General features: G+C 35.8%; 23 protein-coding genes. 21 read left to right on the top strand and 2 right to left on the bottom strand.

Features of this window, described 5'->3' with window-relative positions; translation table 11 throughout:
* Nucleotides 1-163 precede the first annotated feature (163 nt).
* The 16 genes from NSA47_RS06290 to NSA47_RS06215 all read left to right on the top strand — a co-directional run bounded on the left by NSA47_RS06290 (nucleotide 164) and on the right by NSA47_RS06215 (nucleotide 15,992).
* On the top strand, nucleotides 164-1,237 hold the full coding sequence (locus NSA47_RS06290) for a helix-turn-helix domain-containing protein (protein WP_257530105.1): 1,074 nt from the start codon (nucleotides 164-166) through the stop codon (nucleotides 1,235-1,237).
* A 187-nt stretch (nucleotides 1,238-1,424) separates the two neighbouring features.
* Nucleotides 1,425-2,114, top strand: a complete 690-nt coding sequence (locus NSA47_RS06285; protein ID WP_257530104.1) for a response regulator transcription factor — start codon at nucleotides 1,425-1,427, stop codon at nucleotides 2,112-2,114.
* The gene (locus NSA47_RS06280) at nucleotides 2,111-3,208 is read left to right on the top strand and encodes a sensor histidine kinase (protein WP_257530103.1); all 1,098 of its coding nucleotides are present in this window, start codon (nucleotides 2,111-2,113) and stop codon (nucleotides 3,206-3,208) included. Before NSA47_RS06285 ends, NSA47_RS06280 begins: the two co-directional genes overlap by 4 nt.
* A gap of 88 nt (nucleotides 3,209-3,296) precedes the next feature.
* Nucleotides 3,297-3,971: an ABC transporter ATP-binding protein gene (locus NSA47_RS06275; RefSeq protein WP_257530102.1), complete on the top strand. Its 675-nt coding sequence runs from the start codon at nucleotides 3,297-3,299 to the stop codon at nucleotides 3,969-3,971.
* 2 nt (nucleotides 3,972-3,973) lie between these two features.
* Nucleotides 3,974-6,628: an ABC transporter permease gene (locus NSA47_RS06270; protein WP_257530101.1), complete on the top strand. Its 2,655-nt coding sequence runs from the start codon at nucleotides 3,974-3,976 to the stop codon at nucleotides 6,626-6,628.
* 398 nt (nucleotides 6,629-7,026) lie between these two features.
* Nucleotides 7,027-8,244: an MBOAT family O-acyltransferase gene (locus NSA47_RS06265; RefSeq protein WP_373370308.1), complete on the top strand. Its 1,218-nt coding sequence runs from the start codon at nucleotides 7,027-7,029 to the stop codon at nucleotides 8,242-8,244.
* Between the two features lie 17 nt (nucleotides 8,245-8,261).
* The gene (locus tag NSA47_RS06260; protein ID WP_257530099.1) at nucleotides 8,262-9,467 is read left to right on the top strand and encodes an alginate O-acetyltransferase AlgX-related protein; all 1,206 of its coding nucleotides are present in this window, start codon (nucleotides 8,262-8,264) and stop codon (nucleotides 9,465-9,467) included.
* 113 nt (nucleotides 9,468-9,580) lie between these two features.
* Nucleotides 9,581-10,237: a pentapeptide repeat-containing protein gene (locus NSA47_RS06255; protein WP_257530098.1), complete on the top strand. Its 657-nt coding sequence runs from the start codon at nucleotides 9,581-9,583 to the stop codon at nucleotides 10,235-10,237.
* 339 nt (nucleotides 10,238-10,576) lie between these two features.
* Nucleotides 10,577-11,095, top strand: coding sequence for a nitroreductase family protein (locus tag NSA47_RS06250; RefSeq protein WP_257530097.1), 519 nt, complete (start codon nucleotides 10,577-10,579; stop codon nucleotides 11,093-11,095).
* A 177-nt stretch (nucleotides 11,096-11,272) separates the two neighbouring features.
* The gene (locus tag NSA47_RS06245) at nucleotides 11,273-11,947 is read left to right on the top strand and encodes a CPBP family intramembrane glutamic endopeptidase (protein ID WP_257530096.1); all 675 of its coding nucleotides are present in this window, start codon (nucleotides 11,273-11,275) and stop codon (nucleotides 11,945-11,947) included.
* A gap of 313 nt (nucleotides 11,948-12,260) precedes the next feature.
* Nucleotides 12,261-12,584, top strand: coding sequence for an ArsR/SmtB family transcription factor (locus NSA47_RS06240; RefSeq protein WP_257530095.1), 324 nt, complete (start codon nucleotides 12,261-12,263; stop codon nucleotides 12,582-12,584).
* Nucleotides 12,585-12,600: 16 nt separating this feature from the next.
* Nucleotides 12,601-12,975 carry an arsenite efflux transporter metallochaperone ArsD gene (gene arsD / locus NSA47_RS06235; protein WP_257530094.1) on the top strand — a complete coding sequence of 125 codons (375 nt, stop codon included), beginning with the start codon at nucleotides 12,601-12,603 and terminating at the stop codon, nucleotides 12,973-12,975.
* 24 nt (nucleotides 12,976-12,999) lie between these two features.
* Complete coding sequence (gene arsA / locus NSA47_RS06230) at nucleotides 13,000-14,748, top strand: arsenical pump-driving ATPase (protein ID WP_257530093.1); 1,749 nt, start codon at nucleotides 13,000-13,002, stop codon at nucleotides 14,746-14,748.
* 231 nt (nucleotides 14,749-14,979) lie between these two features.
* Complete coding sequence (locus tag NSA47_RS06225) at nucleotides 14,980-15,162, top strand: hypothetical protein (RefSeq protein ID WP_257530092.1); 183 nt, start codon at nucleotides 14,980-14,982, stop codon at nucleotides 15,160-15,162.
* A 94-nt stretch (nucleotides 15,163-15,256) separates the two neighbouring features.
* Nucleotides 15,257-15,673 (top strand): arsenate reductase ArsC, encoded by a 417-nt coding sequence (locus tag NSA47_RS06220; RefSeq protein WP_257530091.1) that lies wholly within the window; start codon nucleotides 15,257-15,259, stop codon nucleotides 15,671-15,673.
* A gap of 94 nt (nucleotides 15,674-15,767) precedes the next feature.
* The gene (locus NSA47_RS06215; protein ID WP_257530336.1) at nucleotides 15,768-15,992 is read left to right on the top strand and encodes an SHOCT domain-containing protein; all 225 of its coding nucleotides are present in this window, start codon (nucleotides 15,768-15,770) and stop codon (nucleotides 15,990-15,992) included.
* A 38-nt stretch (nucleotides 15,993-16,030) separates the two neighbouring features.
* Here the strand turns inward: NSA47_RS06215 and NSA47_RS06210 are convergent, their stop codons facing one another.
* A complete protein-coding gene (locus tag NSA47_RS06210; protein WP_257530090.1) occupies nucleotides 16,031-16,990 on the bottom strand; it encodes a dipeptidase in 960 nt (319 codons plus the stop codon).
* Nucleotides 16,991-17,144: 154 nt separating this feature from the next.
* On the opposite strand from NSA47_RS06210, the gene NSA47_RS06205 reads away from it, so the two are divergent.
* The 5 genes from NSA47_RS06205 to gloA all read left to right on the top strand — a co-directional run bounded on the left by NSA47_RS06205 (nucleotide 17,145) and on the right by gloA (nucleotide 19,773).
* Nucleotides 17,145-17,648, top strand: a complete 504-nt coding sequence (locus NSA47_RS06205) for a GNAT family N-acetyltransferase (protein WP_257530089.1) — start codon at nucleotides 17,145-17,147, stop codon at nucleotides 17,646-17,648.
* 149 nt (nucleotides 17,649-17,797) lie between these two features.
* A complete protein-coding gene (locus NSA47_RS06200; protein ID WP_257530088.1) occupies nucleotides 17,798-18,175 on the top strand; it encodes a YbaN family protein in 378 nt (125 codons plus the stop codon).
* A gap of 176 nt (nucleotides 18,176-18,351) precedes the next feature.
* A complete protein-coding gene (locus tag NSA47_RS06195; RefSeq protein ID WP_257530087.1) occupies nucleotides 18,352-18,798 on the top strand; it encodes an NUDIX domain-containing protein in 447 nt (148 codons plus the stop codon).
* 48 nt (nucleotides 18,799-18,846) lie between these two features.
* A complete protein-coding gene (locus NSA47_RS06190; RefSeq protein ID WP_257530086.1) occupies nucleotides 18,847-19,326 on the top strand; it encodes a hypothetical protein in 480 nt (159 codons plus the stop codon).
* Between the two features lie 63 nt (nucleotides 19,327-19,389).
* Nucleotides 19,390-19,773, top strand: a complete 384-nt coding sequence (gene gloA / locus NSA47_RS06185; RefSeq protein ID WP_257530085.1) for a lactoylglutathione lyase — start codon at nucleotides 19,390-19,392, stop codon at nucleotides 19,771-19,773.
* A gap of 61 nt (nucleotides 19,774-19,834) precedes the next feature.
* Here the strand turns inward: gloA and NSA47_RS06180 are convergent, their stop codons facing one another.
* Entirely contained in the window at nucleotides 19,835-21,562 is a 1,728-nt protein-coding gene (locus NSA47_RS06180) for an ATP-dependent metallopeptidase FtsH/Yme1/Tma family protein (protein ID WP_257530084.1), read from the bottom strand.
* Nucleotides 21,563-21,662: the final 100 nt, after the last annotated feature.

The raw sequence follows: 21,662 nt of genomic DNA, 5'->3' as shown, positions 1-21,662 counted from the left end.
TAAAGTGGTTATGGGTTGGTTCTATAATTAAAGGCTAGTGATGGTTTGGATATATAAGATGAATACGACTCAAGTTTTTTTAACTAAAAGATGATTTACCCTCCATTGTTCAGTGCGTGAATAAGGGTTACACTAAAGGTATCAAGACAATAGGAGGGGAAATATGAATCATTTGTATATTGGAGATACCATTTTGCGTTTGCGAAAGGAAAAAGATCTTACCCAGGAGCAGTTAGCAAATATGGTTGGGGTTTCAGCGGGAGCAGTGAGTAAATGGGAAAATGGAAATTCCACACCGGACATTGCTTTATTATCCCCATTGGCCAGGGCATTGAATACATCTTTAGATGTCTTATTGTCCTTCCATCGGGAGCTTTCTGAATCAGAAGTGATCAGCCTAAAACAAAAATTGCGGGAGGTTTTTTTACACGAGGGTTATGTCCCAGGGGAATCGAAATGTAAAATATATTTGGAAGAATACCCCAATAGTGTATATCTGAAATTAGTTATCGCAGGTTTGATTCAAATGTATGCTATGATGTCAGATGGGACCACAGAGGAAGATATAAAATCAAGAATGGAATATTCTCTATCCCTTCTTTGCCAAGTAGTGGAAAGCAAAGAGCCAAAGTATGTCTCCCATGCTTTGTTCTCCATTGCCAGCATTCAAATGATATTAGAAAACTATGAGGAAAGTGAAAAGGCACTTCAAGAACTTTCAAATTCATTTATCGACCCAATGGTATTGTATTCATCTCTTTTGCAAAAACAGGGAAAGGCCAAAGATGCTCAGCATCTTTGCAAAAGCATGTTATTACAATATTTAAACCAGAGTACAGCCATGCTGGCCATCCTAGGAAATATCTCAAAGGATAAGGGAGATTATCAAAAGGCAGATGTATACTTAGATGCATTAAATCATGTGCAAAAGATATTTAAAATAGGGATGGGTTCAGGGGCTTATCAATATTGCAAACTATATATTGAGCTTGGGAAAAAAGAGGAAGCAAGTAAATGGTTTAGGAAATACGTAGACGGATTACTTGACGCCGGATATGATTATTCAGATAATCCCTATTTTGAAGATATGCCTCTAGAAGTAGATGTCCAGGGGCAGAAGATAATAAGAAAAAGATTATTGCAATCACTTATTGAGAATCCAGAGGAAGAATTAATTGGATTTCAAGAGTATAAACAAGCTATGGATCAATTAAAAGAGGCTGTTTTGAAAATATAAATGCTGTGTATGTTTCTATGAGGATAGGTAGAATGATTACCTATCTTTTTTTATTTGCTTTTCTATAAGGGAAAGACTTACAATGAAATAAAGAAAAATATTTATGGGAAAAGTTTTAAATGATGGGAAAAATCAGAAGGATAGGTAAAATACATACCTATCCTTATATTATACGAGGAGAAATGATATGAAAAAGATATTATTGGTAGAAGATGATCAATCTTTAAACCGAGGAATAAACTTTAAATTGACTAAGGAAGGTTATAAGGTTTTCTCTGCCTCCAGCATAGAGGAAGCCAGGGAAAATCTTAGAGAACAGGAGATAGATTTAATTATCTTGGATGTTACCCTGCCCGATGGCAATGGTTTTGACTTTTGTCAGGAAATCCGACAGAGAAGAAACACCCTCATTGTCTTTTTAACGGCCTGTGATCAAGAGGTGGATGTTGTGACAGGATTGGACATGGGAGGAGATGATTATATTACCAAACCCTTTAGTCTAACCATCCTCATTTCTAAAATAAACGCCTTGCTCAGGAGAAATATTCCTTCGGCTTTAGGAAAAATTATTTCAAAGGATCTAGAGTTTTTTCCCGAAAAGATGGTATTGATCAAAAAAGGTAAGGAGATCTTTTTAAGCAAGACAGAACTTAAACTTTTGACTTATCTTATGAAAAATCCCCAGCAGATTATCACCAAGGAACAATTATTGTCCCAGCTCTGGGATATTGATGGATGTTTTGTTGACCCAAATACTGTAGCGGTAAATGTGCGACGACTGCGAGAGAAAATTGAGGATGACCCTTCCAATCCCCTTTATATAAAGACGGTTCGTGGCATTGGATATACTTGGAATGAAGGATGTCATGCCTTATGAAACTGAGAAAGGATCCCACGGTAAAGAAAAGTTTTCTCACTTTAATTATTGGACTATTTGTTATAACTGCAGTCTTGATTGGAAGTATGTATATCCTGTTGTCTGGTACTCCTCTTTATAAAGGAGAAATCAATAAAATCCTTATGACCAATATTGGAATAATGGTTTTAGGTATTGTCTGTAATGGAGCCCTATTTTTATATGTAATAAAGGGCTTTATCAATAGGCTAGAAAAAATTTCCTTCACCATCGATCGGATAATGGATGGTGATCTTTCCTATGTTTCACACTATAGCGAAGATGAAGAGGGAATCCTATCCCGACTAGAATTTCAATTTTATCAAATGGGACGGAGAATAAAATTAAACTTAGAAGATGTAAAGCATGAGAAAGAAAATATCAAGTCCTTAGTAGCAGATATATCCCATCAAATAAAAACACCCTTGGCGTCCATAAAGATGTTCAATGACATGCTCTTAGAGGAACAGTTAAATGTACAAGAAAGGGAAGAGTTTCAAAAAAGCATAAAAGCTGAGGTAGAAAAGTTGGAATGGCTGTCCAATTCTCTAATAAAAATAACTCGATTAGAAGCGGGGGTCATTCAACTAAGAAAGGAGCAAAGGGATATTAAGGTAACCATCCTTCAGGCCATCAATGGAATATATTTAAAAGCTCTAGAAAAAAATATCCAAATCAATCTTGAGCAAATAGAAAGTATCAATATTCCCCATGATACCAAATGGACTCAGGAAGCTATTTTCAATGTATTAGAGAACGCGGTGAAATATACCTCAGAAAAGGGACAAATCAAGGTGAGTGTGGAAAAATTAGAGACCTATATCAAAATAGATATAGAGGATACGGGCATAGGAATTGGTCAGGAGGAAATCGGTAATATTTTTAATCGATTCTACCGAGGAAGATCTCCTATTGTGGTTAATACTGAAGGATCGGGGATTGGACTTTATCTTTCCAGAAGAATTTTAGAAAAGCAAGGGGGGAATATCATTGCCTCCTCCGAAGAGGGAAAAGGAACAATATTTAGTATTTTCCTTACTTTACAAAACTGTAAGGATGGAGAAAGAGTTTTGTAAGGAAGGGGGAGTATCATTGATCTTAAGGCCGAAGACAATAAAGAAAAAAATTCTTAGAATGTAGGATCGGTAAAAGGGAGAGAGGGTATTGAACATATTAGAAACCAAAGCGCTAAAAAAATATTATTCCAATGGAGCTACTACTGTAAAAGCAGTGGATAATGTAGATTGTACAGTAAGGGAAGGGGAGTTTGTGGCTATTGTGGGAACCTCGGGGTCAGGAAAGTCTACCCTGCTTCATCTCATAGGAGGATTAGACAGACCTACAGAGGGAAAAGTGTTGATTGATGGCAAGGATATTTACACCATGAAAGATGAAAATCTAGCTGTTTTTAGAAGAAGGAAGATAGGATTTATTTTTCAATCCTATAACCTCATTCCTGTGTTAAATGTATGGGAAAATGTTACCCTACCTATTGAACTGGATGGCAAAAGGGTTGATGAGGAATTTATCACCGATTTATTAAAAACATTAAACATCCTAGACAAGAAGAAATCCTTACCCAATCAACTTTCAGGGGGACAACAGCAGCGCGTGGCCATTGCCAGGGCACTAGCCACAAGACCTTCTATCGTATTAGCGGATGAGCCGACGGGGAATTTAGACTCCAAAACCAGTATCGAGGTAATCAATCTATTAAGATATTCTGTAAAAAAATATCATCAAACATTAGTCATTATTACCCATGACGAAAAACTAGCCCAAATGGCTGATGGAATTCTTCGCTTGGAAGACGGTAGGATTATGGAAAGAGGGGAATGATCATGAAAAAGCATCTTAAATTATCCCTAAAATATATGCTTAACTATCCAAAACGAACCATTGCAATGATCCTAAGTATTTTCCTCAGCATCTTTTTTATTGTAACCATGGGCTCCTTATCCCAGAGTTCACGAAATGCGGATGTACTCAATGTAAAAAAGGCAACCGGTGCTCAACATGTCATTTTTCGAGAAGTCAACCAAGGGGATATTCATCAAATTCAGAGCAACCCTAAGGTAAAAAAATTGGCCAATATGTTTTATTATGACACATGGATGGCAAGAAATGGCCTAAGGGTCAATCTCCTTGGAGGGGAGGAAAATATCCTCTATATGGAGGATACAAAAATTCTAACAGGAAGATTCCCCACCAAGGGCAAGGAAATCGCCTTAGAAGAATGGGTGTTGGAGCGTCTTAATCTATCGAAAAAGATTGACCAGACTTTAAATATCCCCCTACAACAAGGGGGAGAGCCCCAAGAATTTAAATTAACAGGTATAATCAAAGATCGTGCAGATGAAAAATCTACTGGAAATATGGAGGGCTATGTGGCCTATCATAAAGAAAATCTCCTGGGAAGGGAAGAACATATCAATTCTCTGGTGGAGTTTAAGGAGAAAACAGATATTCCAAGGGAAATCAAAGCATTGGGAAAGAGCCTGAATTTAAAGGATGAAGAAATCCTCCCCAACAAAATGCTCTTAAATGCTATGGGAAATCTAGAGGGAATAGACTGGGAATTAGTAAAAATTGCTTTTGTCTTAATGCTAGTGGGTGGAATGGTCATCTATAGCGTATATAATATTTCTTCGTTGAAGCGAATTCAGCAGTACGGTATTCTAAGAGCCATAGGCTCTACTAAAAAACAATTGATCTATATGATGTTAGGCGAAATAGGGATCATCTATGTTATAGGTGCCATATTGGGGGTATTGGCAGGCAGTGTTTTTGTTCATTTGTTTAAAGGGATAAATATGGATTTATTTACAGTAGAAGGTCTAGGAGGGAAACTGGACATCATTCTTATCTCCCCAAGGGCTATTCAACTAGCCCTGATTATAGGATTGGGTTCTGTGCTGGCAGCAGGGGGGAGAGCGATATGGATGGCAGGAAGAATTTCTCCCATTGAAGCCATGAAGAGAAATACTCAGGATAAGAAAATAGAATTCAAGGATAGAGAGGGTTGGATAGAGGGGCACTTAGATATATCCAATAGGATTTCTTATAGAAACCTCATGAGAAATAAAAAAGCATTACTTTTTACTGCCATTACCATGACCATAGGATGCTCTATCTATATGGTAGGTTCCTTTAGGGCAGAGATGTTTGACCGGGATCGGGAATATTATAACAATATCTACAAGTCTAAGGCCTACGAATTTACTCTTAATGTCAACGAGGGTGCCCCGATAAAACAAGTCTATAGCTTAGATGAAATAAAAGAATTAGAAAAGCTTCCCCAAGTAGAAGATGTTTTGGCTAGAGGCGTAGTCTATTCCCGACTAGAGTTCCCAACGACAGCGCTAAACGGAAACTTTGGGAGAAACTATCTTAAATATATGCAAAAAAGAGATATGGCTCTTAGGGTACAGTCAGCAGCTCCCGTAGAAGGAAAGAGTGGATTTGCCTTTGAGAGTGAGGACAAAAGAAAGACCACTATTCGTAATACTATTTTGGGATTATCCCCAGAGGAGCTAAAACCCTTAGAGAAAGACTTAAAGGCAGGACATCTTCCAGATTTAAAGGCAGAAGAGCTTCAAGGGCTTGTGTATATTCCCAAAGCTACTGAAAAAGGCACCTTTGTGAGTGCAACGGGAAAAGAAAAAAAGGAGCCAGTTATTGACCTTAAAGTAGGAGATAAAATCAAAGTGGCCTATCCAAAGGAAGGCTATGAAAAATCCATAGAGAATTATCTTCTCATCATGGACTATGAAAAGTATAAAGAGGCCTATATAGACAAGGAAATTACCATAACAGGCATGATTGAGGAACTTCCCGTACAAGATAATTTTCATTTGGGAACTTCAAATGCTCCCTACTTATTGATGACAGAAGAAGGTTTTAAAGAATTTACAGGAATGGATGGTTATCGGATTATTAGCATTGATATGAAGGATAATGCCTCTAGGACCCAGTATCAGGAACTACAGAAAAAGGTACAAAAGCTTTCCGAAGTTATCCCAGGGACAAATTTAATGAACCAAGTAGAACTTCAAAAAAGTACAGAAGAATCAGGACGACAATATAAAACCTTACGCAATACGATTGCAGGGATTCTGATTTTTATTAGTGGATTGAGCATCTATAATAATATTAATTACAACTTACTTTCAAGACTAAGGGAACATGGGATATTAAAGGCTATTGGCCTTACCCAAAGGCAGTTTAAAAAGATGATACAGTTTGAAGGGTTAGCCTACGGATGGATATCTGCCTTCTTTGCCTGTAGTATTTCCTTTCTCATCCAGTTGGGAACCTTCCTGTATTGGGCTTATATTAGTCCTTTCCCCCTTTATCAGAAACAGTTTTTCTTACAATGGCAACCCTATATCCTGGTGCTGGTCATTAATCTCATTATCGGGTATTTAGCCACCTTAGGCCCTATCTATCAGGTAAATAAGACAGAAATAACAGAGGAGATTAGAACGGTAGAATAGGCACATGGCAGACAGAGGGAATTGCATATAAAAAAAGATATAGGAATATTGAGAGAAAATCATTGGCACTCCAAAGAGGGAGAAAGGCCAATGATTTTTTTCTTTCTTGACAAAACTGTAAGAATGACGAAAGGGTTTTGTAAGGAAGGGATGGTAAGCTATATGATATCTTATATATTGAAGATAAAGAAATAGACGAGGCTTTTTATTCAATCTAGAAAGGACAGAAAAAAATGGTATTTAGCAGTTTAATATTCTTATTTTTATTTTTACCCATTGTTCTAATTTGTTATTATTCATTAGGGAATAGATTTAGAAACCCTATATTATTAATAGCGAGTTTGTTTTTTTATGCATGGGGAGAACCTAAGTATATTTATTTAATGGTATTCTCCATAATGGTTAATTATTTTTTTGGCCTTAAAGTGGCTGCTGATTCAGACTCCAATAAAAAGTTTTGGTTAGGGGTATCGGTTTTATTTAATTTAGCCTTACTCGTGGTATTTAAATATGCGGATTTCTTATTCGGCATAAAAGGCATAAAATTGCCCTTAGGAATTTCCTTTTTTACCTTCCAGACCATGAGCTACGTAATAGATGTCTATAGAAAGGACGCCGAGGTTCAAAGGAAGCTGTCTGATTTAGCTTTGTATATTAGCCTATTTCCCCAGTTAGTGGCAGGACCTATTGTTCGCTATCAAACTGTGGACCAGCAGATCAATAGTCGCAAACATTCCCTAGATAAATTTGCGGAGGGAATCAATCGATTTGTATTTGGCCTATCTAAAAAGGTGTTGTTGGCAAATCAATTGGCATTGGTGGCTGATGGAGTGTTTGCAAGTAGCCTCTCCAATTTATCCATAGTGGAGTCCTGGCTTGGAATTCTATGCTACACCCTTCAAATTTACTTTGATTTTAGTGGTTATAGCGATATGGCCACAGGCCTTGGAAAGATGCTTGGATTTGATTTCTTAGAAAACTTTAACTATCCCTACATATCCCAGTCAGTTTCTGAGTTTTGGAGGAGATGGCATATTTCCTTAGGGAGTTGGTTTCGAGATTATGTTTATATTCCCCTGGGGGGAAATAGGGTGTCTAAGATAAGACTATACAGAAACCTATTTGTCGTGTGGTTTTTAACGGGCTTATGGCATGGGGCAAATTGGACCTTTGTCATTTGGGGACTGTATTATGGAGTGCTTATTACATTAGAAAAAGCTATCCTAGGAAATTTATTAGAGAAATTACCAAAAATATTTAGGCACATTTACTTATTATGTATTGTTCTTATTGGATGGGTATTTTTTAGGGTAGATCATATTAGCCAAGGAATAGGTTTTATCAAGATCATGATGGGATTAGGGACAAACCCAATGATCAATAACAAGGCTTTAGTCTATATCAATGACTATTGGTATATTGTGCTTGCTTCGGGGATTTTTTCTACTCCGATTGTAAAAAAATTAAAAGATATAGCCATAAAAATAAATGAAAAATCATTACAAAATGGGATAGCCTATGGATTACACAGTTTGATACTGATTATTTGTATGTTTATGATTGTTATCCGATTAAGTAGCTCTAGCTACAATCCCTTTTTATATTTTAGATTTTAGAAAATGAGGAATGGAAAATGAATGAGAAAAAAGCAAAGTATATAGCGGTTCCATTTTTGATAATGTTATTTATGTTCTTTTTCATCAATATATTGATGCCGGATAAAATTATAAGTGCGTCAGAAAACAGAAATTTAGAAAAAAAACCCACCATTAAGGACATTAAAGAGGGCAGTTTTCCTTCTAAATTTGAAAAATATTATACCGATCAATTTGTATTGAGAGAAGAAATGATGAGTATGAATAGAATGTTTGAAGCAAAGCTAGATAAAAGCATAGTGGGGAATTATTATCTTGGGAAGGATAATTGGATTTTAGGGATGTTTCCCAAAATTTTGACCTCTCAAGAAGTAGACAAATATGCTAATAGTATCAATGAGTTAGCCCAAATTAGCCATGATAGGGGAAAAGATGTGTATTTTAACCTAACTCCCCATAAAACCAATATGCTAAGGCACCTATATCCTAAATTGGTAGATAACAAAGAAAATATTGATATCAATAAAAAGGCTTTCCAATCTCGATTAAATGCAAATAATATAAAATTTTTAGATATAGATAGAGATATGCTAGGCAAATTTAGTGGGAAAGAGCTTGAGAGATTGTATTTTAAAACTGACCACCACTGGAAGGGGACGGGGGCCTTTGAAGGGTTTAAATTAATGGCACAAAAAATGAATCTTGGTATTTCTTCTGAAGAGCTACAAAGGCACTTTAATCAGTATAAGACCAAAGAATATAAAGAAAAGGACTTTGTAGGCAGTTATAATCGAAATCTAAACATGGTAGTAAAGGAGCGAGAATACCCTAGCTATGTTTATTTAGAAAATCAAACCTATCAATATTTCTTAAATGATGGCAAAAAAGATAAGCCAGTAAAAGAAGAGGATGTTATTGCTACTCACAGGGATAAAAACAAATGGGATTATGGCGGAGCCTACATTCGGGGGAATGTGTGTAATATCCTGAAAATAAAAAATGATAATGCTCTAATAGACAAAAAGATTCTTGTGTTTAGGGATTCCTATCAAGCCCCAACGACATTAATGTTTGCCGATTTATTTACTCAGGTTCAATTTGTTGATCCTAGAAATATAGAAAATATTGATATGAGCTATGAAGAGATAATACAAAACACTGATTCAGATATGGTAATGTTTATGTACAATAGTTCTGGCTTTGATTCTATGATTCAAAATATGATGGATAAGGGCATTCATTAAACAGTCCCTATGGCATTTAAGCTCTTCATCTGATAGCATATAATTAATATCTTGGATTGGTTTATAGAACAGCCCAAAGATTATAAATTAATCATTTATAGATGGAGGAGTCTATGACAAAAAATAAAGAGAATATAAAAATAGTACAACCTAAGATTCCCAAGGATTTGCCGGAGTTTGACTTAGCCGATAATAGCATAGCAGATCAAGATTTAATTTCTACAGCATTTATTCAAGACTGTTCCTTGGAAAATGATGAGCTCAAAGGGATAACCTTTGATGAAATAGTATTTAGAAATGTGATATTCGCCAATGCTCTTTTTAAGCAGAGTGATATAACCGATGTAAGATTTGAAAACTGCGATTTTTCCAATGCTAATTTCACAGAATCCTCTATTCATAGAGCCCAATTTATCAATTGCAAAATTACAGGGATGGATTTAAGTGATTCTACAATGAAGAATGTTGTTTTTAAGCAGTGCAACGGGCGATATGCATCCTTTAGATTTTCCAATTGTAAGCAAGTGCTATTTAATCATTGTCAAATAGCTTTTTCAGATTTTTATGAGAGCAAATTTTCAAAGATAGGATTTACGGATACAGAGATGACACAATGCCAATTCTTTGGTACCCAATTAGAGGGAATTGACTTTACCAGTTGTGATATAGAAGGTATGGGAGCTAGGGTTGAAGATGTGAGAGGAGCAATCGTAACATCAGTACAGGCTGTCTCCCTTGCCAGGTTAATGGGAATTATTATTCAAGAATAAGATATAGGCATAAACTGTAGAGACTATCTCAAATACGGTGATTATCATCCCATAAGTTCAGATTTATTTTAAAGAGCAAAACATTGAGCAGGAGATGCTACCGGGAACTTAGGTAGTATCTCTTTTTTTGGATAAAGGGACAAAATTTTTAGTAATGATAAATGCTAGAGATGAATTTTGGCATCAAAGGGTATAATTATGCTATGATGATTTAAGGAGAAGATTGGAAATTTCATCAAATACTAAGGGGAGTGCTTAGGTCCTTTTTCCTAGGGGATTTTATGGGAGAGAAAAGAAAGAGAACTTTAAAAACTTCTAAAAAAGAGGAAGGTGTATAGAATGTTAGAATTACTAAGAACGAGAAGAAGTATTCGAAGATTTATGGAAAGAGAAGTAGAAGAGGAAAAAATTCAGGAACTTTTGCAAGGAGCTCTTATGGCCCCTTCATCCAAAAATCGAAGACCCTGGGAGCTGATTGTAGTAAAGGATAAGGAAATTCTCAATCAATTATCCCAGTGTAGAGGAAGGGCCTCTGGGTTTATGGCAGGAGCTGCCTTGGGAGTGGTAGTCCTGGGAAATCCAGAAGCTTCGGATGTTTGGGTGGAGGACTGTTCCATAGTGGCCACTATTTTGCAATTACAAGCCCATTTTCTAGGTCTTGGTTCCTGCTGGATACAAGTGAGAAAGCGAGAAACGCCAGAGGGGGGCAAGGTAGGGGATTATTTAAAAGAGGTTTTATCTATCCCCCAAAAATACGATGTGGAATGTATGATTGCCCTAGGTTATCCTGCCCAAGAGGCCAAACCCCATGATAAAGACCAGCTATCCTATGACAAGATTCACTACAATAACTTTTAATGTAGAGGATTTTCAAGCCATCCTATAGAATATTTTAAAGAGGTTACCCTAGGCTACTACAGAGGAAAGTGCAGAGAGGCTTATTTAGTCTTTTGAGAAAAAGAAACAATGGAGAGTGGCTCTAGGAGAGTGGAAAATAGGAAATATAATAAAAAATCATGTAGGGAGAAATTATTTATGGAAAAAACCTATATTTTTGTCACTTCTCTTATCGCTTGTATCCTATTATACTTGGTGGAGCAGGTTTTGGTTGTGGACTATATCACGAAAACTATAGCAAAACTAATCTTATTTATGGTGATTCCTTATGTTTATCTAAAATTTGTGAAGAAATCCCAGATTAAAGCAAGCTTGAATTTTAGAAAAAGAGAGAAATTCCCTTTGAAATCAGGATTAGTGCTAGGGATATTGTCCTTTGGGGTGATCATTATAGCCTATCTCATCCTGGGAAGGTATATTGATTTTTATAACATCGCCCAGGAACTCCAGACAAAATCCAATATCTCCCCCTCTAATTTTATTTTGATTGGCCTTTATATCACCTTTGGAAATTCTTTTTTAGAGGAATTTTTCTTTAGGGGATTTATATTTTTGAACCTTTACCATCAAAACGCCAAAGCATTTGCCTATATCTATTCTTCCCTATTGTTTGCCCTGTATCATATAGCCATTTTTCAGACATGGTTTAACCCTATGCTCCTGGGGTTAGCCCTCTTTGGTTTAATTACCATAGCGTCTATTTTTAACTGGCTAGATACTAAGACAAATAATTTTGTGAATTCATGGGTGGTACATATCTTAGCAGATAGTGCCATTATCCTTGTGGGCATGAGGATGTTTAATATGATTTGATGTAGATTTCTAACTAGACATATCCTTATGCAATGAAAAAATGATGTAGGGATAGAAAATTAACCTAAAGACATGAAAAATTTTTAGTGCATTACTAGATTATTCATGTCTTTTAGGTTTTTTTGCTTAATTTTCATGATATACATATGGAAAAGTTTGAATAAAACATTGACAGTTATCTATATATAGGAATATACTGTATATAGATAAACATCTATATAATAAATTAAATTTTAATGCAGGGTGAATAGACTAGATAAAAGTCAATGGAAACATTGTATATTTCCGTAAAATCCTTGAAGGAGGTGGTTAAGTGGAACAACGTTATAAGGATAATGCAAAAATCATTAAAGCACTTTCTGACCCTAATAGACTTAAAATAATAGACATCTTGTCCTGCGGAGAAAGGTGTGCTTGTGATATCTTAGAGCACTTTGACTTTACACAGCCAACTCTTTCTCATCATATGAAAGTTTTGATGGAATGCGGCATTGTAGAGTGCAGAAAGGAAGGGTTATGGAGTCATTACTCACTGAATGACCCTAACTGTAATAAGCTTATATTATTTCTTGAAAATCTTATGACAGATACGGAGGAATGTATCTGTAAAGATAAAAGCAAATGCCAATGCAAATAAAAGGGAGTGTGTAATAATGAAAAAAATGATTATTTTCGAACCAGCTATGTGTTGTCCAACAGGAGTTTGTGGTCCATCAGTGGATCCAGAACTATTAAGGGTGTCTACAGTAATCAATCATCTAACTAAAAATGGTGTATTCATTGAAAGACACAATTTAACGAGCAATCCTTTAGCCTTTATTCAAAATGGGGAAATCAATCAGATGCTAGACAAGGAAGGCATAGAAATTCTACCAGTTACAATGGTCGATGGGGTTGTGGTAAAAATAAGACAGTATCCTACAAATGAAGAATTCTGTAACCTATTAGATATAAAAGAAGATGATTTGAAAGTAGTGGATGAAAAAGCATCAGAGGGGTGCGATCCTAATAATAGTAGTTGTTGTTAATAATATAGGAAAAGAGGGGTTTATATGCCATTGAAAAAATTTGATGTAGCCGAGATCAACTTAACGAAATACTTGTTTTTCACAGGGAAAGGTGGAGTTGGTAAAACCTCAACGGCTTGTGCCATTGCAGTAGCCTTGGCAGATAAAGGGAAAAGAATTATGCTGATTAGCACGGATCCGGCCTCCAATCTTCAAGACGTATTCCATACAGAATTAGATAACAAAGGAGTACCTATAAAAGAAGTCCCCAATTTAGTCGTAGCAAATTTTGAGCCAGAAAAGGCTGCAGCGGAGTATAGGGAAAGTGTGATTGGCCCCTATAGAGGGAAACTGCCAGAAGTTGTTCTGGAAAATATGGAAGAACAACTTTCAGGATCATGTACAGTAGAGATAGCAGCTTTCAATGAATTCTCTAGTTTTATCACCGATAAAAAGGCAGCAGAAGAGTACCATCATATTATATTTGACACTGCACCTACAGGTCATACATTAAGAATGCTTCAACTGCCTTCGGCATGGAGCAATTTTATTAGTGAAAATACCCATGGAGCATCCTGTTTAGGGCAATTATCAGGGCTAGAAGATAAGAAGGAGATTTATAAAAATGCAGTGCAAAACCTATCAGATGGAGAAAAAACTACACTTATCCTTGTATCTCGCCCTGAGGTAGCAGCTTTAAAAGAAGCTGAAAGAGCTTCGATAGAATTGCAGGATATAGGGGTAAATAATCAGCTTTTAGTCATCAATGGGATGTTACAGGGACACGATGATGAACTTTCTACTGCTATTTATATAAAACAAAAAGCAGCATTAGGGGATATGCCAGAAGGTCTTAAATCTATTAGGACTTTTGAAATCCCTCTAAGACCATATAATGTCACTGGAATAGAGAATGTAAGGGCTTTTTTCAAGAATGATGATATAAAACACAGTAATGTTGTATTAGATGTTGAAAATATTCCTTATCTCAAGGATGTAATCCAAGATGTATATGAATCTAATAAGAAGGTCATATTTACCATGGGTAAAGGTGGAGTAGGTAAAACCACAATAGCAGCTTCAATTGCCCTAGAACTAGCGAAAAAGGGGAAGAAAGTTCATCTAACTACTACCGATCCAGCAGCACATTTAAAATTTGTTTTAGAAGAGGGGTACGGCATTACCATAAGCAGCATTGATGAGAAAAAAGAGCTAGAAAAATATAAAGAGGAAGTATTAAGCAAAGCAAGAGAAACAATGAATGATGATGATATTGCCTATATAGAAGAGGACTTAAGATCTCCCTGTACCCAAGAAATTGCGGTATTTAGGGCCTTTGCCGAGATTGTTGAAAGGTCTGAAAATGAAGTTGTAGTTATTGATACAGCACCAACGGGGCATACATTACTACTTTTAGATTCAACCCAAAGCTATCATAAGGAGATAGCAAGATCCCGAGGAGATATACCGGAGTCTGTTAAGAAACTACTGCCTAAGCTAAGGAATGAACAAGAAACTGAAGTAATCATTATTACCCATGCAGAGACCACACCAGTTTATGAGGCTATAAGGCTAGAAGAAGACTTAAATAGAGCAGACATTTATGTTAAGTGGTGGGTGATCAATTCAAGTTTCTATGCGACCCATACAACCAATGATATTTTGAAGGTAAAAGCAAGTAATGAAATAGAATGGATGAACAAGGTTAATGAGGTTTCTAAAGGGAATTTTGCAGTTGTACAGTGGATTTCAGAGGAAGTAAAGGGTAAAAATCTAAGTAAACTCTTAGAATAGAGCTTGCCCAGGGAAATGAATCATTTTAAATGTTAAAAAGAATTGTAGATAAGATATTTTCAGGGAGGGAATCTAATGGGAGAAAAAATCAAAATTGAAATGTTTGGAATAAAAAATCAAGCAGTAGCAGAGCCATGTGGATGAGGCCCAAGCACAGACTGCGGTCCTAGTGAGGATCCAACCACAATAGAAATATATGAAGAGCTTAGAAATTTTCTTAAACAGACAGATATGTGGGATAAGATTGAAATGATTTTTATTGATTTAGAAGAAGATGATTTAGGTAGCTATAAATCTGAAATGGCAGTGATCAATAGGGGATATCAACCTCCCATTACCTTTATAGGAGGACAGCCTGCATTTACTGGTCAAGTGGATCATTTTAAAACCTATCAAATTCTTAAGAAAATATAATCCTTATAGAGATGCTAGTGATGCTTACTCTTATTAAGATAGCAAACAATACAAGAGGATGGTTTTAAAGGAAATAGGAAAGGGAGGATAAGTGGTGAAGAATTATAAACCAAAGGTAGCCTTTGTCTGTGTCCACAATTCATGTCGTAGTCAAATAGCAGAAGCATTGGGGAAGTGCTTTGCCAGTGATGTTTTTAAAAGCTATTCGGCAGGCACGGAAATTAAAGAGCAAATAAACCAAGATGCAGTAAGACTAATGAAGGAAATCTATTTAATAGATATGGAGAAGGAACAATACAGTAAGTTATTGCAGGATATTCCCCCTGTGGATATTGTCGTTACTATGGGGTGTAATGTGGATTGTCCTTACCTTCCCTGCAAGCATCGAGAGGATTGGGGATTAGATGATCCAACTGGTAAAAGTGATGGGGAATTCAAAGCTGTTATTTCCACCATTGAAACCCATATAAAAGACTTGGCAGAAAGGATCAGACTTGGATTGTTGAATTAATGCTTGTTCTATAAAGTAAAATGGAATCTCAGGTTTTTATTTATGCTATTGTGTTATAATAAAGGGATATAGAGAAAATAATGGGGTGATCATTATGATGCACTATGGATATAGAATGGGACTGCCTTGGCTTTTCATGTTTCTGCCTCTATTGATTGTAGGACTGATGGTGTATATCATTGTAAGACTTGTACAAAAAAGCAATCATAATGCGGGGATACAGAAAAATAGTGCCCTGGATATTTTGAATGAGAGATTTGCCCGAGGGGAAATTTCTGAAGAGGAATATGAAAGAAAGAAGAAAATGTTGAGGGAGTAAAATAGCTGGGGGATTTATCTATCCCCCAGCTATTTCATTTATCCAATGCATTCTTTTATAATTCTTTCCGCATTTTTAGTACATATTTTTTCTATTTCATCGGGATGGAAATGTGCTTGCTCTAAAGCGATGATTAATTTATCTATTTCTCCCATATCTTTTATTTCCAATTCGCCCCCAATGCCGTCAAAATCTGTACCTAGACCAATGGCATCAATGCCGGCTATATTTTTCATATATTTAATATGTTCTACCATGTATTTTACTCTACTGACTTTATCTCTATCTGGTCCTAAGAAATTGGGGCTGAAGTTAATGCCTACCATACCACCCTTTTCTCCTAATAATTTCAACATATCATCGGTCATATTCCGTGGAACATTGACTAAAGATCTTGCACAGGAATGGGAGGCCACGATTGGCTTGTTGGAATGCTGAATACAGTCATAAAAGCCACCATCAGACAGATGGGAAACATCTATAATCATGCCCAATTGGTTCATTCTTTCCACTACTTCAAAACCAAAGGGCTTTAATCCCTTAGCCATAAGGTTTCTATCTGAGGAGTTGGGATAACCAATGCAGTTTTCATAATTCCAAGTTAAAGTAATTAATCCTAGACCTAAGGCATAAAATTCATCCAATCTTTCTAATTTGCCCTGGAGGAAATCTCCTTCTTCAATGGTTAAAAAGGCAGAAATCTTTCCTTCTTGGATATTTTTTTGCAAGTCCTTATGGCTAGTGGCATGACGGATATTTTCTTTATTGTCTTCCATTTGAGAGGAGAATACCCTATATAGATCCTTTGCGTGCTGATAAATATCCAAATGTTTCTCATCAATCCACCCTTTGTCAATGTATAGGGCAAAAAACTGTGCAAGAACATTTCCCTTCTTTAGTTTTTCAATATCGATGGAATAGGAGTTTTTTGATAAACTTTTTTCTTCTCCATGATAAATACTATAGATAGTATCGCAATGCATATCGATGATACCCATTTTCATCACCTCATCTTTTTCTTATATTATATAGGGATAAAAATACTCTATGCAAGTTTAGGCCTATGGAATAAGAAGATTTATTTTTATAGAACTTTCAAAAATTCCTTTTTTATGATATAAATTTTTTATATCGATATTAGGAGGTGTACAATTGAACTTTCGTAAAGCAAAGAAAGAGGATATTTCTTTCATAATGGACATTATCCGAGAGGCTCAAGAATATTTTAGAAAGAAGGGCATTGATCAATGGCAGAATAATTATCCAAACATAGAAACTATAAAAATGGATATGCGCCATGACAATTCGTATGTATTCGTGAAGGATAATCTTATAGTGGGTACGGTCGCATTAACCTTTGATCGGGAAAAAAGCTATGAAAATATTGTGCAGGGGAGCTGGAAGAGTGCCCAAGATTATGGGGCCATCCATAGAATAGCGGTTGCCCATGAGTGTAGAGGGATGGGTATATCCTCTATTATAATAGAGGATATAGAGAAAATTTGCTTAAACAGAGGGATTCATAGTATTAGAGTAGACACCCATAAAGACAATACTCCTATGCAAAAACTCTTAGAAAAAAATAAATTTCAATATTGTGGAATCATTTATCTAGAAGATGGGGGAGAAAGATTAGCCTTTGAGAAAATATTATAAGGAGTTAGGAAAAAGCTTTCGTATCCTTATATAGTCCTCCATCAAAACAGGCAAAACTTGGACAGCAAATCAATAATACAGATGAATTTTATTCCTAAGGGGTATAATGTTACTATGATGATCATTATTGGGGAAAAAGAGGGGATAGCATGAAGTTATATAATCTATTATTCATTACTTTAGGAATGTTTTTTATGGGCTTGGGGATGGTAGGAGTCATTGTGCCTGTACTACCCACCACTCCCTTTCTTATTTTGGCTTCTGTATTTTTTGTAAAGGGATCTGACCGTTTTGATTTATGGTTTAGAAGTACAAGAATATACAAGTCCTATGCGGAGGATTTTATCAGAGATAGATCCATGACATTAAAAAGAAAAATAACATTGATGTTGATTTCGGATTTGATGTTATCTTTTCCCTTCATAACCCTCAAAAATTTGTATCTAAAACTATTTATTTTATTGGTAGTAATCTTTAAATATTATTATTTTATCTTTAAAATAAAAACTAAGAAAATATATGAATAATGATGAAAACACTCCCCAAAGTTTCTAGCGTATTTTACAATATTTCGGGCTATGGGGCGAGCTAAAGCCTAAGTTATATAGGGGATATACCATCTGTCCATAGGGAAAGACAGGTGCTTTTGTTGTTAAGTTAAATATTGTATAGTAAGGATTACGGATAGAAGGATGAATATACGATGGTTGATAAAACATTGGGCAAGAGAATAGATGGGGTTAAATATTATGATCGAAAAGGAGCATATTTAATTGCAGTGGAAAAAAATATGCTTGCAGTAGTGCAAACCCCAAAAGGTTATTTTCTTTTAGGGGGAGGATTTGAGGAGAAGGAAAATCACATAGAATGTATTAAACGTGAATGTCTTGAAGAAACAGGATATGATGTTGTTATTCAAGATTATATTGGTTGTGCTGAAGAATATTGTTTACATAATGAATTAGGATATTTTCATCCCCTTCAGTTTTATTATTCAGGAAAGATAGCTAGTAAGATATCTGAACCCATTGAAAATGATCATATATTTAATTGGATTTCGATGGAGAATATAGAGGAAAAAATGTATATAAAGGCACAGGCGTGGGCAGTTAGAAATTATTTAGATAGAGGTTCAAGTTGTAGAGTATAATCTTCATTTGTACAATGATTTTTGAGTTGCAAGGAGGAGGCTAAGACAATGAAAGACTATAAAAAATGTATATTATCTATTCTAACCATTTTCATCCTTTCAAGTATTACTGGCTGTAGTTCTATCACTAGCTATCAGCAAAGTATATTTGACGATGATAATAAAATAACCAAAGAAGAGGACAGCTATACTTATAAAATTAGAGAGGGAAAAGGTGCAGGAAATGAAATAGATATCACCTTCACTTCCTTTACAGGAATGGATACCGTATATAAGTTTATGGCTGAGGAAGAAGGGGAGGTTACATTTCATTTTGAATCAGTTGTCCACAAGGGGGATTTTAAAGTAGTTCTTATCACTCCAGAGAAGGAAGTGATCAATATTCTATCCGATACAGAAAAAGGAGATAAAATCATTCCCCTAGGAGAAGGAGAAAGCAGAATGAAATTAGTAGGGAAAAAGGCTAAGGGAACAATGAAAATGACTATGGATGTAGAAGAAAAGATTAAAATGAAAAGACAGGACTAATTGATAAAGGGAAAGTTTGTTATAATAAAAGAAAGAAGAATAAATACTTTGGAGGGATGGTTGATGAATTACAAAATGCTACATACTTGCCTTAGAGTGATGGATTTAGAAAAATCCTTAAAATTTTATCAAGAAGCTCTAGGATTAAAGGAACGAAGAAGAAAGGATTTTCCAGAGGCTGAATTTACCTTGGTTTTCCTAAGGGATGAAGAGGGGATTTATGAGCTGGAATTAACCTATAACTATAATCCTGAAAACCCTTATACAATAGGGGATGGATATAGTCATATGGCTTTTTCAGTAGATGATTTAGAAGCCTCTAGACAAAAACATAAGGATATGGGGTATGAAGTGACCGACCTTATGGGTCTTCCTGGAGAAAAACCCCACTATTATTTCGTGACCGATCCCGATGGGTATGCAATAGAAATTTTAAGAGCTAAGTAAATTCAAAAAGAGGTAAGCCTTAAATTTAAGGTTTACCTCTTTTTATGAGCAAAGTTTTGTCCTAGGCTATTTTACTACCTAAAAGGATATCAATATCATCCCCGCCGATGGTTTCCTTTTCCATTAACTTTTGGGTTAGAGCATGTAATATATCCAAATTGTCATTTAATAAACCTTTAACCTCTTGATATAATTCTTTGATGTATTCTCTACATTTTTCTAGAATGATAGGGTCAGCGTTCATATTTACAGCATCATTATTAAATAAGCCAATATCAGAATCCATGCCCAATTTCATCACATATTCCTTTATGTGTCGAGAGGCTCTTTCGATATCATTGGAGGCTCCAGTGGTGATATTATCTAGCCCAAAGATGAGTTCCTCAGCAGCCCTTCCAGCTAGAAGAACTTTAATATCCTTTAGAATATTTTGCTTAGTCCTATATAATCGATCCTCTGGAATGCTTAAATTAAATCCGCCATATCCCTTTGTACTAGGAATAATGGTTACTTTGCTAATCGTATTTTTAGGAAGTAAAAGCTTGGTAGCTAGAGCATGTCCGCTTTCGTGATAAGCGGTAATCTCCATATCCTCTTTATGGATAGAACTCCTATCTTTCTTTTCAGATCCTGCTACCACGGTATAAAAGGCTTGGTTTAAATGCCTTTGATAAATTTCAGTGCTGTTTTCATTCGCGGCTAAAATAGCCGCTTCATTGGCCAAACTCTCTAGCATTGCCCCACTAAAATAGACAGTATCCCTAGCCAGTTGATCTAGGTCCACATGGTTATTTAAAGGCTTATTTTGCACGTGTAAACCTAAAATTCTACGACGGGCATTGACATCAGGGAGTCCCACCTCAATTAGACGGTCAAATCTTCCTGGGCGAAGTAAAGCCTCATCTAAAGTATCCACTCGATTGGTAGCCGCCACTACCACAATACCTAAATTGGTACTAAAGCCGGACATCTCTGTTAAAAGGGCATTTAGGGTTTGATCTCGCTCGCTATTGCCTTGGTCAGGATTGTCCGCTCTTTTTTTCCCGATAGCATCTATTTCATCAATAAAAATAACGGCTTTTTGAGATTTCTTTGCCTTCTTAAACAATTGGCGAATCCTGCTGGCTCCTACCCCCACATACATCTGTATAAAATCTGAACCTGATACAGCATAAAAGGGAACTCCTGATTCTCCTGCTATTGCCTTTGCTATCAGGGTCTTTCCAGTGCCGGGAGGTCCATAAAGCATGATTCCCCTGGGCATCTTTGCACCAAGCTTTGAATATTTTTCTGGATCTTTAATAAAGTCAATAATATCCTTCACCATATCCTTTGCCTCATCATTGCCAGCTACATGATCAAAGGTGTAGCTGGTTTCATCCTTAGTTTCGGTACCATTAGCATTGACCAATTCCATTTTATCCTTGCTTCTTTCCTTCTGTAATAAAAATACAGCAAATACAGCTACTCCTACCCAAAGAAATACTTGCAAGAGCATATTGGGATTTACTTTACTTTTTGTAACGGTAGCTTCATTTAATAAGAAATACTCTTTCATGGATTCACTTTGAGGATTAGGCACTTGAAATACAGATTTGTCCTTCATTTTCACATCTAGAAAGGCATCATTTCTTATGGTTATTTCCTGAACTTTACCTTCCTCTAAATGAGAAACAAAAGTAGTATAATTCATATCCTTAGGTTTAGGTTGAAAATGCTGATAACCTGCTATAGAAATCAATAATACCACTAATATAGAAACTGCTATGAAAATATAGCTTTTCTTCATAATTACCCCCCTATTATTGTAGCCTTCATCTGCGGCTAATCATTATCATACAATATCTATTGTAATACATTATGTAAACCAAAACAATGATTTTATAGAA

Source organism: Irregularibacter muris, from assembly GCF_024622505.1.
In the GTDB taxonomy this organism is placed as follows: domain Bacteria; phylum Bacillota; class Clostridia; order Eubacteriales; family Garciellaceae; genus Irregularibacter; species Irregularibacter muris.
Note: the sequence above shows the minus strand (reverse complement) of the source record. Positions and strands in the feature narration are given on the sequence as shown.

Bases quoted from the DNA above. Each gene is read 5' to 3' on its own strand.
- NSA47_RS06260 (WP_257530099.1), top strand. From the start codon at position 8,262: ATGAATGAGAAAAAAGCAAAGTATATAGCGGTTCCATTTTTGATAATG.
- arsD (WP_257530094.1), top strand. From the start codon at position 12,601: ATGAAAAAAATGATTATTTTCGAACCAGCTATGTGTTGTCCAACAGGA.
- NSA47_RS06215 (WP_257530336.1), top strand. From the start codon at position 15,768: ATGATGCACTATGGATATAGAATGGGACTGCCTTGGCTTTTCATGTTT.
- NSA47_RS06250 (WP_257530097.1), top strand. From the start codon at position 10,577: ATGTTAGAATTACTAAGAACGAGAAGAAGTATTCGAAGATTTATGGAA.
- arsA (WP_257530093.1), top strand. From the start codon at position 13,000: ATGCCATTGAAAAAATTTGATGTAGCCGAGATCAACTTAACGAAATAC.
- NSA47_RS06190 (WP_257530086.1), top strand. From the start codon at position 18,847: ATGAAAGACTATAAAAAATGTATATTATCTATTCTAACCATTTTCATC.
- NSA47_RS06290 (WP_257530105.1), top strand. From the start codon at position 164: ATGAATCATTTGTATATTGGAGATACCATTTTGCGTTTGCGAAAGGAA.
- NSA47_RS06200 (WP_257530088.1), top strand. From the start codon at position 17,798: ATGAAGTTATATAATCTATTATTCATTACTTTAGGAATGTTTTTTATG.
- gloA (WP_257530085.1), top strand. From the start codon at position 19,390: ATGAATTACAAAATGCTACATACTTGCCTTAGAGTGATGGATTTAGAA.
- NSA47_RS06210 (WP_257530090.1), bottom strand. From the start codon at position 16,990: ATGGGTATCATCGATATGCATTGCGATACTATCTATAGTATTTATCAT.
- NSA47_RS06195 (WP_257530087.1), top strand. From the start codon at position 18,352: ATGGTTGATAAAACATTGGGCAAGAGAATAGATGGGGTTAAATATTAT.
- NSA47_RS06270 (WP_257530101.1), top strand. From the start codon at position 3,974: ATGAAAAAGCATCTTAAATTATCCCTAAAATATATGCTTAACTATCCA.
- NSA47_RS06245 (WP_257530096.1), top strand. From the start codon at position 11,273: ATGGAAAAAACCTATATTTTTGTCACTTCTCTTATCGCTTGTATCCTA.
- NSA47_RS06265 (WP_373370308.1), top strand. From the start codon at position 7,027: ATGGTTAATTATTTTTTTGGCCTTAAAGTGGCTGCTGATTCAGACTCC.
- NSA47_RS06225 (WP_257530092.1), top strand. From the start codon at position 14,980: ATGTGGGATAAGATTGAAATGATTTTTATTGATTTAGAAGAAGATGAT.
- NSA47_RS06255 (WP_257530098.1), top strand. From the start codon at position 9,581: ATGACAAAAAATAAAGAGAATATAAAAATAGTACAACCTAAGATTCCC.
- NSA47_RS06180 (WP_257530084.1), bottom strand. From the start codon at position 21,562: ATGAAGAAAAGCTATATTTTCATAGCAGTTTCTATATTAGTGGTATTA.
- NSA47_RS06285 (WP_257530104.1), top strand. From the start codon at position 1,425: ATGAAAAAGATATTATTGGTAGAAGATGATCAATCTTTAAACCGAGGA.
- NSA47_RS06280 (WP_257530103.1), top strand. From the start codon at position 2,111: ATGAAACTGAGAAAGGATCCCACGGTAAAGAAAAGTTTTCTCACTTTA.